Source organism: Pseudomonas migulae, assembly GCF_024169315.1.
Taxonomy (GTDB): Bacteria; Pseudomonadota; Gammaproteobacteria; order Pseudomonadales; family Pseudomonadaceae; genus Aquipseudomonas; species Aquipseudomonas migulae_B.
In genome coordinates, this window is the sequence record NZ_JALJWR010000001.1 from 668,431 (window position 1) to 684,281 (window position 15,851).

The window sequence follows — 15,851 nt, forward strand, 5'->3', positions numbered from 1 at the left end:
TCAGACTCCTTCGATCAGCTGATGACCCAGCTCGCGAATCAGTTGGCGGCGATAGGCAGCGCTGGCCTGCACATCGTCTTGTGCGTCGAGCGACCAGGCAGTTTGATTGAGCGCGTCCGGCAGCCCCGCACCACGAGGCAGACTGCGACGTTGCGGACGGTCAGCGACCCCGCCGATGCCAAGCTCGACCTGATCCGCGCCGATGGCTGCGGCCAGGGAGACAATCGCAAAGTCGCCGTGGCGCATGGCGATTTCGCGGAAGCGATAGGTGATGCCTTCGCGCTTAAGCGGAAAACGCACCTCGACGACCAGTTCATCCGCACGCTTGTCGGTGGTGAGAATGCCCTGGAAGAAGTCGACAGCCTTGACGATGCGCTTGCCCTTTTTCGACTCCAGAACGATCTCGCCGCCCAGCGTCACCAGGCACAGTGGCAACTCGGCGCTGGGGTCGGCGTGAGCCACCGAACCGCAGACGGTGCCGCGATTACGCGTCTGGAAGTGACCGATCCAGGGCATCGCCAGTGCCAATAAAGGCACCTCGTCCATCAGGGTCGAACGCGCCAGCAACTGCGCCTGTCGTACCCCGGCACCTACCGCCAGGCAATCCTTGCGCAGTTCGATATAGGCCAGTTCAGCCACATGATTGATATCGATGAGTAACTTGGGTTGAGCCAGGCGCATGTTCAGCACCGCCATCAGCGATTGGCCACCGGCGATGATGCGAGCTTCCTGGCCGTACTCGGCGAGCAACTCAACCACCTGACGACGGGTGTCAGCCCGAACGTAATCGAAAGCAGCCGGTTTCATTGCGCACCTCCCTTGCCAAACAGCGCGCCAAGCGAGGCCCGCAGTCGCGCCCACCAGCCGGTGGAGATGGCTTGGCCGCTGACCCGTTGCGACAGGCGAGTAAAGATTTGTCCGATGATCACTTTCGAGGCCCCTTGCAACATTCGGCCGCCGACCGCGGCGACTTTGCCGCTGACCGCCACCTGGTATTGGTATTCCAGACGTGTGTGGCCATTTTCCAGTTGGACGAAACGCACCTTGGCCTGACCCTGGGCCGAACCCATCGAGCTGCTGCCGGAACCGGACAGACGCAATGAATGCGGCGGGTCCAGATCACTCAGGGCAACCTTGGCCTCGAAGCGCGCACGGATCATGCCGACGCCGACGGTGACGTCTGCGCGGTAACGGTTTTCGCCTTCAAGCACGAGGTCGTGGCAACCGGGAATGATTGCCGCCAGCGTCTGCGGGTCGAGCAAGGTATCGAAGACCTGTTGCGGCGCAGCAGGAATCACCACCGAGTCGTTGGCCCGCAGTGCCGGTCCACCGGCAGCGGCCGCGTCCAGGTTTTCATCGGGCTCCATACCGGCGGGCCGTGGCGGCTCGTCGATCCCGATGAGCGTGCGTACTTTCGATGGCGTCAGTGGCAGACGGATGTCCGAGCGGCCAAGGGCGTCAGCCACCGCGTTGGCGATGCACACCGGCGTGCTCATATTGTTTCCCTCGCCCACACCCTTGGCGCCCAGTGGGGTGAATGGCGATGGCGTTTCCATGTGCAGGATCACCGGTTCGATCACTTCCGGTGCGGTCGGCACCAGATAATCGGCGAAGGTCCCTGAGAGGAAACTGCCGTCCTCGCCATAGGCGAACTCTTCCATCAGCGCCGCGCCGAGGCCTTGGGTGAAGCCACCACGAATCTGGCCATCGACCAGCGCCGGGTTGAGCAGGCGGCCGGCGTCATGGCAGGTGACGTAGCGATCGATGTGGATCTCGCCGGTCATGCGGTCGATTTCCAGACCACAGATGTCGAAGACAAAGCCGTAGCACAGCGAGCTGTTGACCTGATCCTGGTCGTCCGGGGCCACCAATTGCGGCGGGCTCCAGAACGCGGTTTCGCGCAGTCCGCCACTTTCACCTTCCGGCAGCAGGCCCGGCGACCAGTGGGTCGCACCGGCAATCCGATGGAATGGCGCGACCGCTCCGCCATTGACCACAAAAATCTTGCCGCCGGCGAAACGAATATCTTCGGGGCTGGCCTGCAATTGCTCGGCGGCAATCGCGGCGAGGCGATCGCGGATCTTCAGCGCCGCCTTGTAGACGGCACCGGCCACAGCGCCGGCGAAGCGGCTGGAATAGTTGCCCGAGGCAATCGACCAAGCGTCCTTCTGGGTATCCAGCTCGACGTTGACCACGATGGATTCCAGCGCAACCCCAAGCACTTCGGCGACGACCTGAGCGACGGTGGTTTGATGGCCCTGCCCTTGGGGTGCCGAGGACACGTGCACACTGACGTCACCCAATGGGCCGACGTTGATGGTGGCGGTGGCGACAGCGCCGTTTTTCGGACCGGCCTTGCGCCGCTCTTCGGGTGTCATCGCGGTGGTGATGTATCCCATGTTGGAAATCGAAGGCTCGATGACGGCGGCATAACCGATGCCGTAGATCCGGCCTTCGGCACGCGCCTGATCACGACGTTCGAGCAACTCGTCGAGTCCACCGTCAGCCGCCGCCAAGGCAATGCCTGCCTGGTAATTGCCGGAATCGAGCAACGCACCGGCGGCCGCGCGATAAGGGAAGGCATCGGCCGGCACCAGGTTGCGGCGGATCACGTCCAACGGATCAAGCTTCAATTGCACGGCGATGTGTTGCAGCAACCGTTCAAGGGCGAAATACACCTGTGGGCCACCGAAACCACGGTTCAGGCCGGAAGGGGTTTTGTTGGTCAGCACCACTCGGTTGCGCACTTGCAAATTGCGGATCGCGTAGGCACCCGTCAGGTTGCCGTGCATGCGGTAGAAAGTCGCCGGTTCAGGCGCTCTCAGGTAGGCACCACAATCGTCGATCTGGTCATAACGCAAAGCGGTGATACGGCCATCCGCTTCTACCGCTGCTTCAATTTCGGTCACCCGATTGGTCGCCGAAGAAGCCCCCTGAAGATGTTCCAGACGGTCCTCGACCCACTTCACCGGTGCACCGACCTTGCGTGACGCCAGCCCCATCATTACCACGTAAGGGAAAACCCCTTGCTTGATGCCAAAGCTGCCGCCGGAATCTTTCGGTGTACGCAAACGGAGGCGGTTGCCGGGTACATTCAGTGCCCGGGCCATGACCGTGTGCAACGCATAGGGACCCTGAAAATTGGCCAGCACGTCATAAATGCCGGTGGCGCGCTCGAACTGAGCCAGCACCACATAGCATTCGATGGGCGTGCAGGAACTGCGCGGAAAATTCACTTTGAGCGAGACCTTGTGCGGCGCCTGCTCGAAGGCCTGCTCCGGCTCGCCATAACGAAAGCGCCGTTCGTTGACCACGTTGCTGCCGACCGCTTCGTGCAGGATCGGCGCCTGTTCGGCGGTGGCCCGTTCGGGATCGATGATCGGTGGCAGCGGCTCGTATTCAACGCGCACACCTTCGATGGCGTCCTCGGCCAGATAGCGGCTCTCAGCGATCACTACGGCCACCGGCTCTCCGACGTAACGTACCTTGTCGACGGCGACGCACCAGTGCTCCATCGGCTGCCGCACACCCACCGGGAACGGCAGCGCCCAGCGTTTGACGTCTTCGCCGACCAGCACGCCGTGCACGCCTTTCATCAGCAGCGCACTGGAAAAGTCCACCGAGGTGATCCGCGCATGAGCGTGGGGTGAACGGATGATCGCCGCGTGTAGCGTTCCCGGAGGGATCGCAGCGTCATCGGCATAACAGCCGAGGCCGCGCAACAATGCGGCGTCCTCGACACGGGTCTGACGGGCGCCGATGTGGCCGGTCTGGCTTTCGGTAGCAGGCTGGAAACTAGTCATTTTTTTCGCGGCTCTTGTTGTTGTGCAGCGCGATAGCGTTAGAGCCGAGTGTGTGAGAAAGGCGCAGGGAGCGCCTTGCCTGGGGAGAGGGAGTTCTGCGCTGGGGTCTGAAAATTTGCCTTAGCGTCTGATTTTCAGGTCTGGGTCCAGACAGAATTGGCGGTCAGGGATGGGACGCGGGATGGCTCAGGAAAGCTTCGATGTCTGCATAGGGCATTGGTTTGGCAAAGTAATACCCCTGAAAAACATCGCAGCGGCTGCCCTTCAGGAAATCCACCTGAGACGCCGTTTCCACACCTTCGGCGACCACCGTCAGGCTGAGGTGATGGGCCATGGAAATTATGCCTTGGGTGATCGCAGCATCGTGATGGTCGGTGGCGATTTCCTGGATGAACGAGCGGTCAATCTTGATCTTGTCGATGGGCAAACGCTTGAGGTAGCTGAGGCTGGAAAAACCGGTGCCGAAATCATCGAGCGCAATGCAAACCCCCAACGCCTTGAGCCGGTGCAACGTGTCGATCGCCTGTTCAGCGTTATGCAACAGAAGCGACTCGGTGATCTCCAACTCCAGTTGCTCACCACAGAGTCCGTGTTTCTCCAGGGTGGCTTGTACATACTGGACGAAATGGCCACGCTGAAAATGCATCGGCGAAATATTCACCGCCATCGAGATGCCAGTGATGCCCTGCTCGCCTAACTGGCGCAAGTGCGCGCAGGCCGTATCGAGTACCCAAAGGCTCAGCGGGATGATCTGACCACTGTCCTCTGCCACCGGCACAAACACAGCGGGTGAGATAAATCCTTTTTCAGGATGCTCCCAGCGCAGCAACGCTTCGATCCCGACCACCCGCCCCGTGCGCGCCTCTATCTGCGGTTGATAATGCAGCTTGAACGATTGAGTTTCGATAGCCTTTTGCAGGTCATTGCGCAGGCTCGCGTGCTCGCAAACGCGCTGATTGAGATCGCTGGTGTACCACTGAAAGTTGTTGCGCCCTTGCTGCTTGGCTTTGTACATGGCCATGTCAGCCTGCTGGATCAGCTGCATCGGCTGCTCGATGTGACCATCGCTCAGGGTGATGCCAATACTTGCACTCACGTGCAGGTCAATGCCTTGGATGCAGTAGGGTCTGGCAATGCTGGCCATCAAGCGCTCGACCACCGGTACAACGTCCTCATCACGAAGCAGGTTCGGCAGCAGCACGATAAATTCGTCACCGCCCATGCGCACGATGGTGTCACCGGGACGAACCTGCCGGGTCATACGCTGCGCCACCTCAATCAGCACCTGATCGCCGAAGTAATGCCCGATCGAATCGTTGATGGATTTGAATCCATCCAGGTCAATGCACATCACCGCCAGACGACGCTTGCGCCGACGACTGATGTGACAATCCAGCATAAGCCGGTCTTCAAGCGAAACACGGTTAAGCAAACCGGTCAGCCGGTCATGGCTGGCATTGAAGCTCAATTGGCGCTCGAAATGCTTCTGCTCGCTGATGTCTCGGGCTATGCCAAATACCCCGACGATCTCTCCGTTGACCATGATCGGCAGGTTGGAAATGTCCATGGTCAGCAATTTATCACTCTCGTCGAGAAGCCGTGCCTCGAAGCGTTGAGGCTCTCCAGCGCGGGCTGCGGAAAAATGCTGACTGACCCGTTCCAGGTCTTCTTCGAGCAACAGGCGGGAAAAGTGATGACCGAGGAAATCGGTTGCGGTGTGCGGTTTCAGCTTCAGGCCTGCCGGATTCACACTCTGGATGTTGCCGGCCAGATCGAGGGCGAACACCGGGTTGGGATTGTAGGTGAACAATGATCGAAAACGTTGTTCGCTTTCCTCCAGACGTTGGCCGTCACGTTCGCGGCGGATCGCAATGACTGCCAGTTGGGCTGCAAAGGCCAATCGTTGAATCTGCGCCTCGTCCGGCGCATGGGCGCGGTTCTGGTACAGGGCAAATGTACCCAACACGTTTCCTTGATGGGAGAGCAACGGCACCGACCAGCAGGAACGCAGGTTATGCCCCAGCGCCAGGCTGCGGAAACGCTCCCAGTTTGGGTCCTGGGCGATGTCTTCGGTGACCACAAGCTCGCGCCGGAATGCTGCGGTACCGCAGGTTCCTTCCTGTGGACCAATGGCCATTCCATGAATCGCCTCGCTGTACTCGGCCGGCAGCCCGGGCGCCGCGCCGCTTAGCAAGTGTTTGCCCTCGGCATCAGTGAGCAGGATAGAGCAGAAGGTTTCGGGGGTCTGTGCGTCGTGCATCTGACAGATGGCGCAGAGTATGTCGCCCAGATGATGGTCGGTCGCGATCATGCCGAGAATGTCACGTTGCGACTCGGGGAAGGTCTTGCTGTGAAAGCTCGGACGAGTATTCATGGTGGTTCCTGAAGACTCTCGAGGTCGTCCGGTCTTCAGAGAGCCTGAAACAGTGGGCGGCCGATCACTGTCCACTAGTGCGTCGGACGCGCACTCTATAGAGCACCGACCCGCAAAAAAAAGGCTCAGATCCAACATAAAAAACGGTATCAGATTGCCGCCGTTTGGCTGGAATGGTCGGGGTGCTCCGTTCTGCTGGGCCGGACAGTTCGGAAGCTGCAGCCCGGTTTCCATGAACTTGGACCCATGAACATTTCCATGCCATTAGCCTTCGGACGTGCCGCAGAACATAGTAACGGCCTGCCTATGAACATATGACATGGCCCACTTGTTAAATGATGTGTTATGTCAGATAGGTTCATCATTCCTGAAGCTATTCAGCAATCTGCTTTCGCTGCTCGGTTACGTTTTCTCCAATCAGCTTGAGTCTTACGCTTCCTAGCCAGAGCCGGTGGTTCAGGAATATCCCAACCATTTGGGACAATTGACCTTAGGTCATACCCCATCATGAAAAGCCCAGCCTCGAACCGATGGCAGCGCTCTTCAATTGCCCGCGCCGGAAAAATCTCAATATGGGTTTCCAGCAAGTGCCGGATAATCCAACCTGGCTGAAGCTGGCGGGCTGCCCATTCGCGTGGTTTACCGCGATTCAATCAATAGGTCCCCATATATTGTGGGCTGAGAATGGGATATCCGATTGCTGCTATCCAGGCGCAGCAAAGCCTCAACGTCGATCAGATAACCAGGCAGCTCGCCGCTTGCCGCCAGGCTTTGAAGGAATGTGACGGAAGCGGGATTCAACACCCCTCCCCATTCGAGGATCTCTTCGCATACGGCGTACGCCGCCGCCACGTCGTCACCCAGCGCGGCATCGCTATCTGGTTTGCGGAACGGAATTGCCTGCGGAGGTGTCGTTTGTATTAGACACCTTCGTGTCGACAATCCAGTTCAGATAAAGAGGTAGTTCTCATGAACAATATTATCTACATCGTTGGGGCAGTGGTGATCGTCCTAGTCATCCTGTCGTTTGTCGGTCTCGTATAGCCTGTCGCCATTAAGGGACGGCGTGCCATTGAACAAACCTACTAGTTGATAGACTATGGTCGCTTGAACGATGGACTTCGTACCCTTCAGACGTGCCCCCCCCCGCACGGGAGAGACTGATGGACCTGCTCAAATTGCCCACTCTCGACCGAACCAGCGCGGCGCTCATAATTACCTCGCAACCCTTGGCGTTTACCGCTATCAGGAAGACGGGAGTTACGTATCGTAAGTCAGCCTCTAAACATGAGGCTCTCTTATGACCAGCATCTCTGCCCTGCCACCAGTTACTTCTGTCTTGCCGAATGCTGCAGAGGCCGAAAACAACCTACGAGCGCTGACCACTAGCCCGGATTTTCAGTCCCAATTGAAGGATCAGTCTAAGCCCCCTCTGTTACCACCCAGTCCGTCAAGCGCGCAGGTGCTTTCGGAGTCGACCGCGAATCTGTCGCGCCGGCCGGACGTGGAAGCGATGCTTCAATTGCTGGCATGGCGGAAGAACACGTTCAATGTCCCGAGCAAGATTGCTCGATCGGTGCCTGGGGCTGGCGCTGAGATGATCAACCTAACTCCCGCTGACGAGCACAGTACCGTTCTGTGTCCAGAGCCTATTGAAGATCCGGCCGCGTGGCGCGCCGATTCCTGTGGGAGCGATTTCATCGCGGAATTTCCTTGCGGGGGCGGACTTAATGCTGCAGTAATTGCTGTGGCGCTGTCCGGAAGCACCCTCATTTGGACACCGTTCGAAACCGTTCGAGCGCCACTGCAATCGCCCCGTATTCGAATTTGGCGCCGGCGCAAGCCTCATTCAGTCGAGGGCCAGCCCCCTGATCAGTCCGGTTCGGATGTCGACAACAATCATGGGTGACTTGACAGGCATGCCCTTAGATTTGCGAGAGGCCACCGTCCACCATCAGTTCCACGCCGTTGACATAACTGGCGTCAGCGGATGCAAGGAAAAGTGCGGACGACGCTATTTGTTCCGGTTGGGCCATGTAGCCTAGCGGCACGATTTGTCCTACGTGATTTTTGAGTGCTTCGATCTGGCTTTCATCCATCTTCAGTCCGTTGTCCATCAACGGTGTTCTGGTAAAGCCAGGGCTGAGCACGTTCGCGCGAATTTTTCGGCCTTTGAGCTCATTGGCCCAAGTGCGTGCAAATGAACGCACCGCAGCCTTTGACGCATTGTAAAGACTCAGACCTTCCATCCCGTTACTGGAACAAATGGAAGCGGTCAGAACGATTGACGAGCCATCCTTCATCAACGGCAACAGCGTCTGAACAGTGAAAAATACGCCCTTAACGTTAATATCGAACATGTTGTAGTAAGCGGCTTCAGTCGTTTCGCCCACGGGGTTTTTTTCGCATATACCGGCATTGGCAAACACTGCGTCGAGTTGACCGTCCCGTCCTTCGATCAATGCCTTGAGCGAATCGAGATCGGCCTGCCGAGCGACATCAGACACTACCGCCACGGCTTTATCGCCCAGTGCGGTAACCGCAGCGTCCAACGTTGCCGCCGAGCGTCCGGTGATATAGACGCGTTTAGCGCCCTCGACCAACAGAGCTTTGGCAATCGCAAAGCCGATTCCAGTCGAACCGCCCGTGACGACCGCTACTTGATTGATAAATTTACCAGACATGTCTTGACTCCTAAGTAACGCATTTATAGGTATTGGAAAAATTGGCAGCTGCACGGCGCTGGCACCAGTCAAGGTTTGGGCTGACCGAAGACACCGGAAAGAGCAGTCGCTATTGGTGAGCGGGGCATCGATGCATGGACGGACAACAGCGCTGAAAAGACCAGGCAAACAGCGATGCCCAGCAGGGTGGCGATGAAACCGTCAGCAAGCGACGAAGGGCTCTGTGCGGGAGCGGCCAGTGCGTAGAAAACGCCCCCGAGGACCGCCACACCCAGCGCGGCGCTGATCTGCAGTGCCGAATTGACGACGCCGGAGATCATTCCCGATCCGCCTGGGGGCGCACGATCTATAACAGTGCGAATGAGTGTTGGCAGTGCCCAACCCTGACCGAAACCGAGCAACCCCACGGCCAGAATCACAAACGCCAGGCCGGGGCTTTTGCCTGTCGGCGCGGTCGCAACGGCAGCGCTCAGAATCAGACAACCGAGCACCTCAAGCAGCATTCCTATGGCAGGTACAAAACGGCCGAACAAGCGGATTGCAAAGGGCGTTGTCAGAGGGCCGATCAGAAAGCCCACGCCAAAGGGAACGAACATCAAGCCGCAGAATAGGGGCGTTGCACCTAGCGCATCTTGCAGGTAAATCGAAAACGTTAAGAAAAACGCTGATATCACGTAGAAGAACAGGACGCCCGTCAGCCCGGCGACCAAGCCAGGTGCGCGGCTGAGTTGTGGACTCACCAGTGGTGTGCCGCCTCGACGCTCCAGCAAAGTTTCGTAGCGCCAAAAGCCAGCGGCGACGATGGGCGAGCTCATTAGCATCAGGCAAAGCCACCAAGGCCACCCTGCTTCCCTGCCCTCAACTAACGGCAGCACTAGCAGCCCGACCGCCAGCGCACACAGGACTACGCCAATGCGATCTAACGGTGCCGGAGTTTTACTTCTGGAATCGGGAAGCAGTGGTACTCCGCCAATAAATACAGCTACGACAATAGGCAGGTTAATCAAAAAAATCGCTCGCCATTGCAGGTCGAAAACATTTGCAGAAATCAGCAGTCCCCCAAGCGCCTGGGCTACCACCGCCGCGAAGCCAATCGTCGCGCCATATACGGCTAACGCACGCGAACGTTCGTGTTCCGGAAATAGAGTGTGAATAGACGCCAGTCCTTGCGGTGCCATTGCCGCAGCGCTTAATCCTTGCAACACGCGCCCGCTGATCAACATCGTCGACGAGCTGGCAAGTCCGCAAATCAGGGACGAAACGCCGAACCCGGCGATGCCTGCCAAGAACACTCGGCGGCGGCCCAGCAGGTCGCCCAATCGACCTCCAGTGATGAGGAAAACGGCATAGCTCGCGGCATAGCCCGAAATGACCCATTGGACTTGCGCTGGTGTAATAGCCAGGCCGCTGCGAATTGATGGCAATGCAACATTGACAATGAAAAAGTCCAGCGGCGGGAGAAAAGCGCCGATCAAAAGAACAGCGAAAGCAAACCATCGCCGAGAATCGGCTGCTGGTGGAGAATCCTGTTTGGATGTCATTAGGCAACTCCAGAAAGACACTGCGTACGCATCGAGGTCGTTGGGACGATTCTGGACGTCAGCCAGCCGCCGCGGCACTGCCAGAGATGCACATTTCGCGTGCATATTTGTAAGGGGACCGGAATTGGCCAAAAAGAGTTATGTGTTCTTTCAACCAACTCGCCTGCCTGCCTCATAGGTTAAAAGCTGGCTTGAAATGCTCGCTCCCTGCAATGGGAACCCATTCATCGAGTGGCGTGAGGTAGTGCAACTCGAAGCGCCGGGATACAAACTTCCACTGGCCGTCACGACGTTCGAACCTATCGTGATAAAGGCCACTGACCTGCACCGGACCTTTCTCGATATCGTGAAACAGGCAATTGGCTGCCACTGTCCCAACGGCGATGTCGCCCTCAATCTCAATCAGAGGGTTGGCCATCCAATGATGCATATGCGGCATCTGTCGCCAGCTCTGTTCAGCCATTGAAATGATGTCGCTCCGACTCCCCGCAGCTCCGAATCCGGGCAGGTCCAGGGTCGAATCCTCATGCCAGATCTGCTGCAATAGATCGGCATTCAAACGGTCGAACGCATTCGCATAAGCAGAAATGAGCGTTTCGATCGCCAGACGACTTTCAAGACGATCCAGTCGTGCGGCCAGTGCTTTGATGTTCATGATTTTTTCCTATTCGACTGAATCTGGCTGCGCTTGATTGACCCGCTGGAGTGAATGGCTCAACCAGCGCAAAACCACCCCGAGCGCCTCATCCGAATTGCGTTCGTAGATCAAACCGTGGCCATTACCGTGAATCCCGAAAGCAGGCAGATCCAAGTGGTCGACACAGGCTCCGGCGGTTCGCAGGAACGGCACAATGGTGGTGGCGAATGTGGCGAATTTCGACGTCTCGCCCGTCAGCAGCGCGACAGGTATTCCTTTGAGTGCGGGTATCTGCAGCGTCGAGGGGTCGGCTGCTTGCACTTCCTGCGCCGAGGCGCGTGGAGGATCGAACGTGATCGAAGCAGCTGTCAGCCCCCAGTCAAGAGCGCCGATGCCGGGCGTATCGCCGAAGACTGGCCCCATCGGCTCAACAGCGACAATGGCTGCAATCAGCCCAGGCCTGCGATCTGCCAATAACCAGCCATCTGGGCCGGAAGCCGAATGGGTGACGATGATTGCCTTGCCGATTCGATCCAGCAGTTGAGCCAAGCGATCGGCATCCATGGTCTGGGAGGCCGCAAGGTCGGCGGGCATAGGGCCATATCCTGCGATGAAGGCATCAAAGGTGCTGTCGTCGTCCGCAGCAAAGGGCCATTGGGTCTCACTGCCGCCCTCCGGAAAATAGACCTCTCGGGCACGCTCATAAGAAAACGCCGGCCCCATCGGTCCTAGTATTTCCGAGTGATACGGGGAACGCCCGTGGCCAGGCCTGTCGACACAAAACACGACGTAACCGGACTCAACGAAACGCTGCGCCCAGCCGGGGCGGCCGTCCGGTGTATCGAACCATTCAGTGGACTGCAGGGTGCCGCCATGTATCAGCACCACGGGATACGGTTGGGTAACCAGCTCTGGGGACTCCCACTCCACGTACATCGGGCCGCACTGGAATCGCTTGCCCTCTTTGACGACCCGCTCGCCGGTGATCCAGAAATTTCCCCGACGAGAACGCTTGAGCGGATTCGTGTGCCACGGCTCTGACGTTGGCGCAGCCGCTTGAGGACGTTTAGCCATGGTCGCAAACACCGACCAGTCCTTGCTACCCAGTCCGCTCGCTTCGGCGGCGTCCATTCTCGAACGCACCACACCCGCGGCGGGCAGGCTGAGCCCCCTCCCCTCGGCTGCCTGCAATGCAAGATTCACGTCCTTCAAACCAAGGGACAGCTTGAAACCTGGTTCGTAGCGATCGCTGACTATGTTTTGCCCATAGCGCTGGTAGCTGGGGCAAGCGAACAGTGTCTGGGTGACGAATTCGATGAATACTGACGCGCCAAGGCCATATTGCTCAGCGAGCAAGCTCGCTTCAGCCAACGATTCGATGGCCTGGGCGATCATCATGTTGCCCGCGATTTTTGCGATGCAGGCCTGCACGGGCTGATCACCCAGCCTCCAGGTCTTTTTGCCGAGCACATCAAACAGTGGCTGAACGCGCTCAATGGCTGCATCAGGTCCGGCCGCCAGAATGTTCAGTTGACCCTTGGCCGCGACAGCAGGTATGCCGAAAACCGGCGCGGCAATGAACACCAGACCCGCCTCGTCATGTTCTTTCTGCAGCTGCTCCATCAACGCTGGCGACAGCGTCGACATGACGATATGGATGCAGCCGTCGCAGGCAGTTTTCAATGCCGCTGACGCCAGCAAGACCTCGCGCACTGCCGTGTCATCGGCAAGCATGCTGATGACCACCGGCTCTTGAAATGCGGTCACCGCAGACGCAAGCACATCGATTTCACTTAACCCGGAAAGCGCGTCGGCACTGCGATTCCATGCGCTTACCCGATGTCCCGCCTGCACGAGCAACGGAATCATGGCTTGCCCCATGCTTCCGACACCTACAAACCCGATATTCATGTGGAGCCCCTCTTGCTTGCCGCGTAACGCGGATGGGTCAATTGTCCGGGGAGACGGGTTGCAACGGGACTGTCATTGCTGCATCTTCGCCGTTCATTTTCGTTAGAGGTGAGCGATGGACTGGGACGACTTACGCGTCTTTCTGGCGATAGTCCGTACCGGCTCGCTGGGCGCTGCTGCGAAGCAACTTGGTGTTAGTCATCCCACCGTAGGGCGGCGGCTTCACGTTCTTGAGCAGCACAGTGGACAGGTTTTTTTCCGCCGCACCGGGCAAGGCCTGGTATTGACGGACAGCGGTGAAAAAATTCTGGGGCTGGCCGAGGAAATGGAGCGAAACGCTCTTTCCATTGAGCGACACCTGGCGGGCGACAGCGATCAACCTGAGGGGCTGTTGCGGATTTCATCGGCTGACTGGTTCGCCTGCCATGTGCTGGCTCCAGTACTCAGCGAGCTGTCTCGACGGTACCCATTGATTGTTCCAGAGGTCATCGCCGGACATCGCCTGTTCGATCTGACTCGCCGTGATGCGGATATCGCCTTTCGCATCGTGCCGTTCACCGAACCGGACATCGTTCAACGTCGACTCACGACACTCAGCTATGGGCTCTACGCCGCGGCAGACCTGCCTTTCTCACCTTCCCGGAGCGGAGAAGGCCTCGGGTTGATCCTCATGAGCACAGCACAGGCTCACTATCCCGACGTGCTCTGGCTAAAGGAGATGTTTCCTCGCGCCAATACTGTGCTTACCAGCAGCAGCCGTACCGTGCAGGCGCAGATGTGCGCTCGCGGATTGGGTGTAGCGGTTCTGCCACGCGCGTTAGGCGATCAATTGACCGCCCTGAGACGGGTAGACGTCGGCAGTGAGCCGCCAGGACGTGATATCTGGATGGGGTATCACCACGACATGAGGCAGATGGACAGGCTGCGCGCCCTTGCGAATCTCGCTGGCGAAATGATCGGCACGTAGGGCCTTAATCCGCGAAATATTGCTGGAGCCAACTCCCATATGAAACCCACGCACGCACAAACAGATATCTTCGAGCCAATCCAATGGGAAGCTCACGCTTGCCTGCCGTTGCTTCCCGGGCAGGACATGTCTGGCTTGGGGCGTTACCGCGATGCCGGCTTTCATCACGTTTCAGTCAACGTGGGGATGGACATGACGCCGTTTCCTGACGTGATCCGAGTGCTCGCCGGCTTCCGGCACTGGCTGGCGCAACACGAAGACGACTATCTTCTGGCGGGTACGGTCGCGGATATCCAGCGCGCCCGTGACCAGCGCAAGCTGGCGGTCTCTTTCGATCTCGAAGGTTCGAACATGCTGCAACAGGACGTCGCTATGGTCGGGTTGTTCGCCAGACTGGGTGTTCGCCAAATGTTGCTGGCCTACAATCGCGATAACAGCTGCGCCGGTGGATGTCATGGCGCGGGCGGCGGTTTGACCCCTCTGGGCCGCGAGGTGGTGAGCGAAATCAACAGGTCCGGCATCGTCATGGATTGCTCCCACGCCAGCAAACGTTCAAGCCTGGAGGTCATGGAGCTCTCGCAGCGGCCGGTGATCTTCTCCCATACCAATGTGAAGGCCATCCACGACCACCCGCGCACGATCGACGACGAACAGATCCTCGCGTGTGCTGCCCAGGATGGCGTGATCGGCCTCACAGGCCTGGGGATTTTTCTGGGCGACCCCGACGCTTCGGTCGCCGCCTTCATTCGGCAAATCGATTACCTGGCCGAGCGAGTCGGGACCCGGCACATCGGCCTCGGCCTGGACACCGAACTGCAGCCCGATCACCGAGACCTGCCTGCGGGCGTGGACGAGAACGATTGGTGGCCAGAGCAGCATTACGGGCACATGAACGGCCATCGCCAATTACAGCCAGCAGCCCTCGATCAGGTAGCTCGGGAGTTGAAACGGCTGGGCTACAGCGAGTCGGATGTTCACAACATCTACGGCGAGAATTTCCTGCGCGTGGCGCAATCCACGTGGCCGTTGCCTGAAACCCGTTGAGCGGTTGAGCTCACCCAGTCGTACGTATTAATTTCGCAAAGGCAGCGCAGATGACGCCGGTTTTTATGTCCGGAGCAGGACCCGATTCTGCAAATACACGAGCCGGCATTGCGCAATAAATCCCGCGACGAACAAGCAGAACAGGACCAGCAAGGTGATCTTCACCACGCTCGCAGCAGGGCCCGCGGCCAAAGGCTGGGAAGGTGGCAGTCGAGTGAGCGTTTCGTTGATTGCGGGCACCAACGACAGGAAAAAACTGAACGACAGTCCAAAAGCAGACAGATAAGGACGAAGCGTCCCGAAAAAGGTGAATCGCTCCACGAGCACACCACCCAAAGCAGCCAGCAGGACCACGATGCCAAACGCATGCCCTGCGTTTAACCCTCCGGTGCTGGACACTCCAAAAGACGTGATAACCGCTAACACCAACCCCACCAGATAGACTTTTCCGGAGCGAGTCTTTTTATCGATCTTGCTGTAGCGGGCAAAACTGTAGATGCCCGCGATGACGGGAACCAGGCTGATCACCGTGTGGATGATGCCTACAAACGATAAGGGATGCGTCATGGGTATCTCTCAGGGAAAAATAAGATCGGCGCCACACTTGCGGCGATGACGGGTCAGGCATCGATACGCTCCGATGCCGTGTTGAACTGATCGATTACCGACGACCCTATGTATGGATAGGGCTGCCTGCAGAGGGCCTGCAAAAGCCTCGATTTCACTCGAAATATTTTTCAAGTGTGGCTCAGCCTACTAGTAGGTAGTCTGCACTGTCAAGCCAACTCCCCTCTCATATCAACCATGTTGACTTAAGGTCTTCGCAGCGTATAGGTTGTCGGCGGGCTGTGCACTCTTGCATCGCGTACAGCGACCAAAGGCGTTCCTCG

The 15,851-nt window shown here is 58.3% G+C and carries 11 protein-coding genes; 3 read left to right on the plus strand and 8 right to left on the minus strand.

Features of this window, described 5'->3' with window-relative positions:
* The 3 genes from J2Y86_RS03045 to J2Y86_RS03055 all read right to left on the minus strand — a co-directional run bounded on the left by J2Y86_RS03045 (position 1) and on the right by J2Y86_RS03055 (position 6,177).
* On the minus strand, positions 1–807 hold the full coding sequence (locus J2Y86_RS03045) for an FAD binding domain-containing protein (protein WP_253428019.1): 807 nt from the start codon (positions 805–807) through the stop codon (positions 1–3).
* Complete coding sequence (locus J2Y86_RS03050) at positions 804–3,803, minus strand: xanthine dehydrogenase family protein molybdopterin-binding subunit (protein ID WP_253428020.1); 3,000 nt, start codon at positions 3,801–3,803, stop codon at positions 804–806. The genes J2Y86_RS03045 and J2Y86_RS03050 overlap by 4 nt, the downstream gene beginning before the upstream one ends.
* Positions 3,804–3,966: 163 nt before the next feature.
* Positions 3,967–6,177, minus strand: a complete 2,211-nt coding sequence (locus J2Y86_RS03055) for a putative bifunctional diguanylate cyclase/phosphodiesterase (RefSeq protein WP_253428021.1) — start codon at positions 6,175–6,177, stop codon at positions 3,967–3,969.
* Positions 6,178–7,477: 1,300 nt separating this feature from the next.
* Here J2Y86_RS03055 and J2Y86_RS03060 point away from each other — a divergent pair.
* A complete protein-coding gene (locus J2Y86_RS03060; RefSeq protein ID WP_253428022.1) occupies positions 7,478–8,086 on the plus strand; it encodes a hypothetical protein in 609 nt (202 codons plus the stop codon).
* 16 nt (positions 8,087–8,102) lie between these two features.
* On the opposite strand, the gene J2Y86_RS03065 is transcribed toward J2Y86_RS03060, so the two are convergent.
* From J2Y86_RS03065 to J2Y86_RS03080, 4 genes are all read right to left on the minus strand, one after another.
* The gene (locus J2Y86_RS03065; RefSeq protein ID WP_253428023.1) at positions 8,103–8,861 is read right to left on the minus strand and encodes an SDR family NAD(P)-dependent oxidoreductase; all 759 of its coding nucleotides are present in this window, start codon (positions 8,859–8,861) and stop codon (positions 8,103–8,105) included.
* Positions 8,862–8,929: 68 nt separating this feature from the next.
* Complete coding sequence (locus tag J2Y86_RS03070; RefSeq protein ID WP_253428024.1) at positions 8,930–10,402, minus strand: MFS transporter; 1,473 nt, start codon at positions 10,400–10,402, stop codon at positions 8,930–8,932.
* A gap of 172 nt (positions 10,403–10,574) precedes the next feature.
* Positions 10,575–11,057, minus strand: coding sequence for a nuclear transport factor 2 family protein (locus J2Y86_RS03075; RefSeq protein ID WP_253428025.1), 483 nt, complete (start codon positions 11,055–11,057; stop codon positions 10,575–10,577).
* A gap of 9 nt (positions 11,058–11,066) precedes the next feature.
* Positions 11,067–12,950, minus strand: coding sequence for an alpha/beta fold hydrolase (locus tag J2Y86_RS03080; RefSeq protein WP_253428026.1), 1,884 nt, complete (start codon positions 12,948–12,950; stop codon positions 11,067–11,069).
* A 115-nt stretch (positions 12,951–13,065) separates the two neighbouring features.
* Here J2Y86_RS03080 and J2Y86_RS03085 point away from each other — a divergent pair, with 115 nt between their 5' ends.
* Both J2Y86_RS03085 and J2Y86_RS03090 read left to right on the plus strand, forming a co-directional pair.
* Positions 13,066–13,917: a LysR family transcriptional regulator gene (locus tag J2Y86_RS03085; RefSeq protein ID WP_253428027.1), complete on the plus strand. Its 852-nt coding sequence runs from the start codon at positions 13,066–13,068 to the stop codon at positions 13,915–13,917.
* A 39-nt stretch (positions 13,918–13,956) separates the two neighbouring features.
* Positions 13,957–14,961, plus strand: a complete 1,005-nt coding sequence (locus tag J2Y86_RS03090; RefSeq protein WP_253428028.1) for a dipeptidase — start codon at positions 13,957–13,959, stop codon at positions 14,959–14,961.
* Positions 14,962–15,024: 63 nt separating this feature from the next.
* Here the strand turns inward: J2Y86_RS03090 and J2Y86_RS03095 are convergent, their stop codons facing one another.
* Positions 15,025–15,528, minus strand: a complete 504-nt coding sequence (locus J2Y86_RS03095) for a hypothetical protein (RefSeq protein WP_253428029.1) — start codon at positions 15,526–15,528, stop codon at positions 15,025–15,027.
* Between the last annotated feature and the right edge of the window lie 323 nt (positions 15,529–15,851).

Coding starts and splice junctions, on each gene's coding strand:
- J2Y86_RS03080 (WP_253428026.1), bottom strand. CDS start 12,950: ATGAATATCGGGTTTGTAGGTGTCGGAAGCATGGGGCAAGCCATGATT.
- J2Y86_RS03090 (WP_253428028.1), top strand. CDS start 13,957: ATGAAACCCACGCACGCACAAACAGATATCTTCGAGCCAATCCAATGG.
- J2Y86_RS03070 (WP_253428024.1), bottom strand. CDS start 10,402: ATGACATCCAAACAGGATTCTCCACCAGCAGCCGATTCTCGGCGATGG.
- J2Y86_RS03075 (WP_253428025.1), bottom strand. CDS start 11,057: ATGAACATCAAAGCACTGGCCGCACGACTGGATCGTCTTGAAAGTCGT.
- J2Y86_RS03055 (WP_253428021.1), bottom strand. CDS start 6,177: ATGAATACTCGTCCGAGCTTTCACAGCAAGACCTTCCCCGAGTCGCAA.
- J2Y86_RS03095 (WP_253428029.1), bottom strand. CDS start 15,528: ATGACGCATCCCTTATCGTTTGTAGGCATCATCCACACGGTGATCAGC.
- J2Y86_RS03045 (WP_253428019.1), bottom strand. CDS start 807: ATGAAACCGGCTGCTTTCGATTACGTTCGGGCTGACACCCGTCGTCAG.
- J2Y86_RS03060 (WP_253428022.1), top strand. CDS start 7,478: ATGACCAGCATCTCTGCCCTGCCACCAGTTACTTCTGTCTTGCCGAAT.
- J2Y86_RS03065 (WP_253428023.1), bottom strand. CDS start 8,861: ATGTCTGGTAAATTTATCAATCAAGTAGCGGTCGTCACGGGCGGTTCG.
- J2Y86_RS03050 (WP_253428020.1), bottom strand. CDS start 3,803: ATGACTAGTTTCCAGCCTGCTACCGAAAGCCAGACCGGCCACATCGGC.
- J2Y86_RS03085 (WP_253428027.1), top strand. CDS start 13,066: ATGGACTGGGACGACTTACGCGTCTTTCTGGCGATAGTCCGTACCGGC.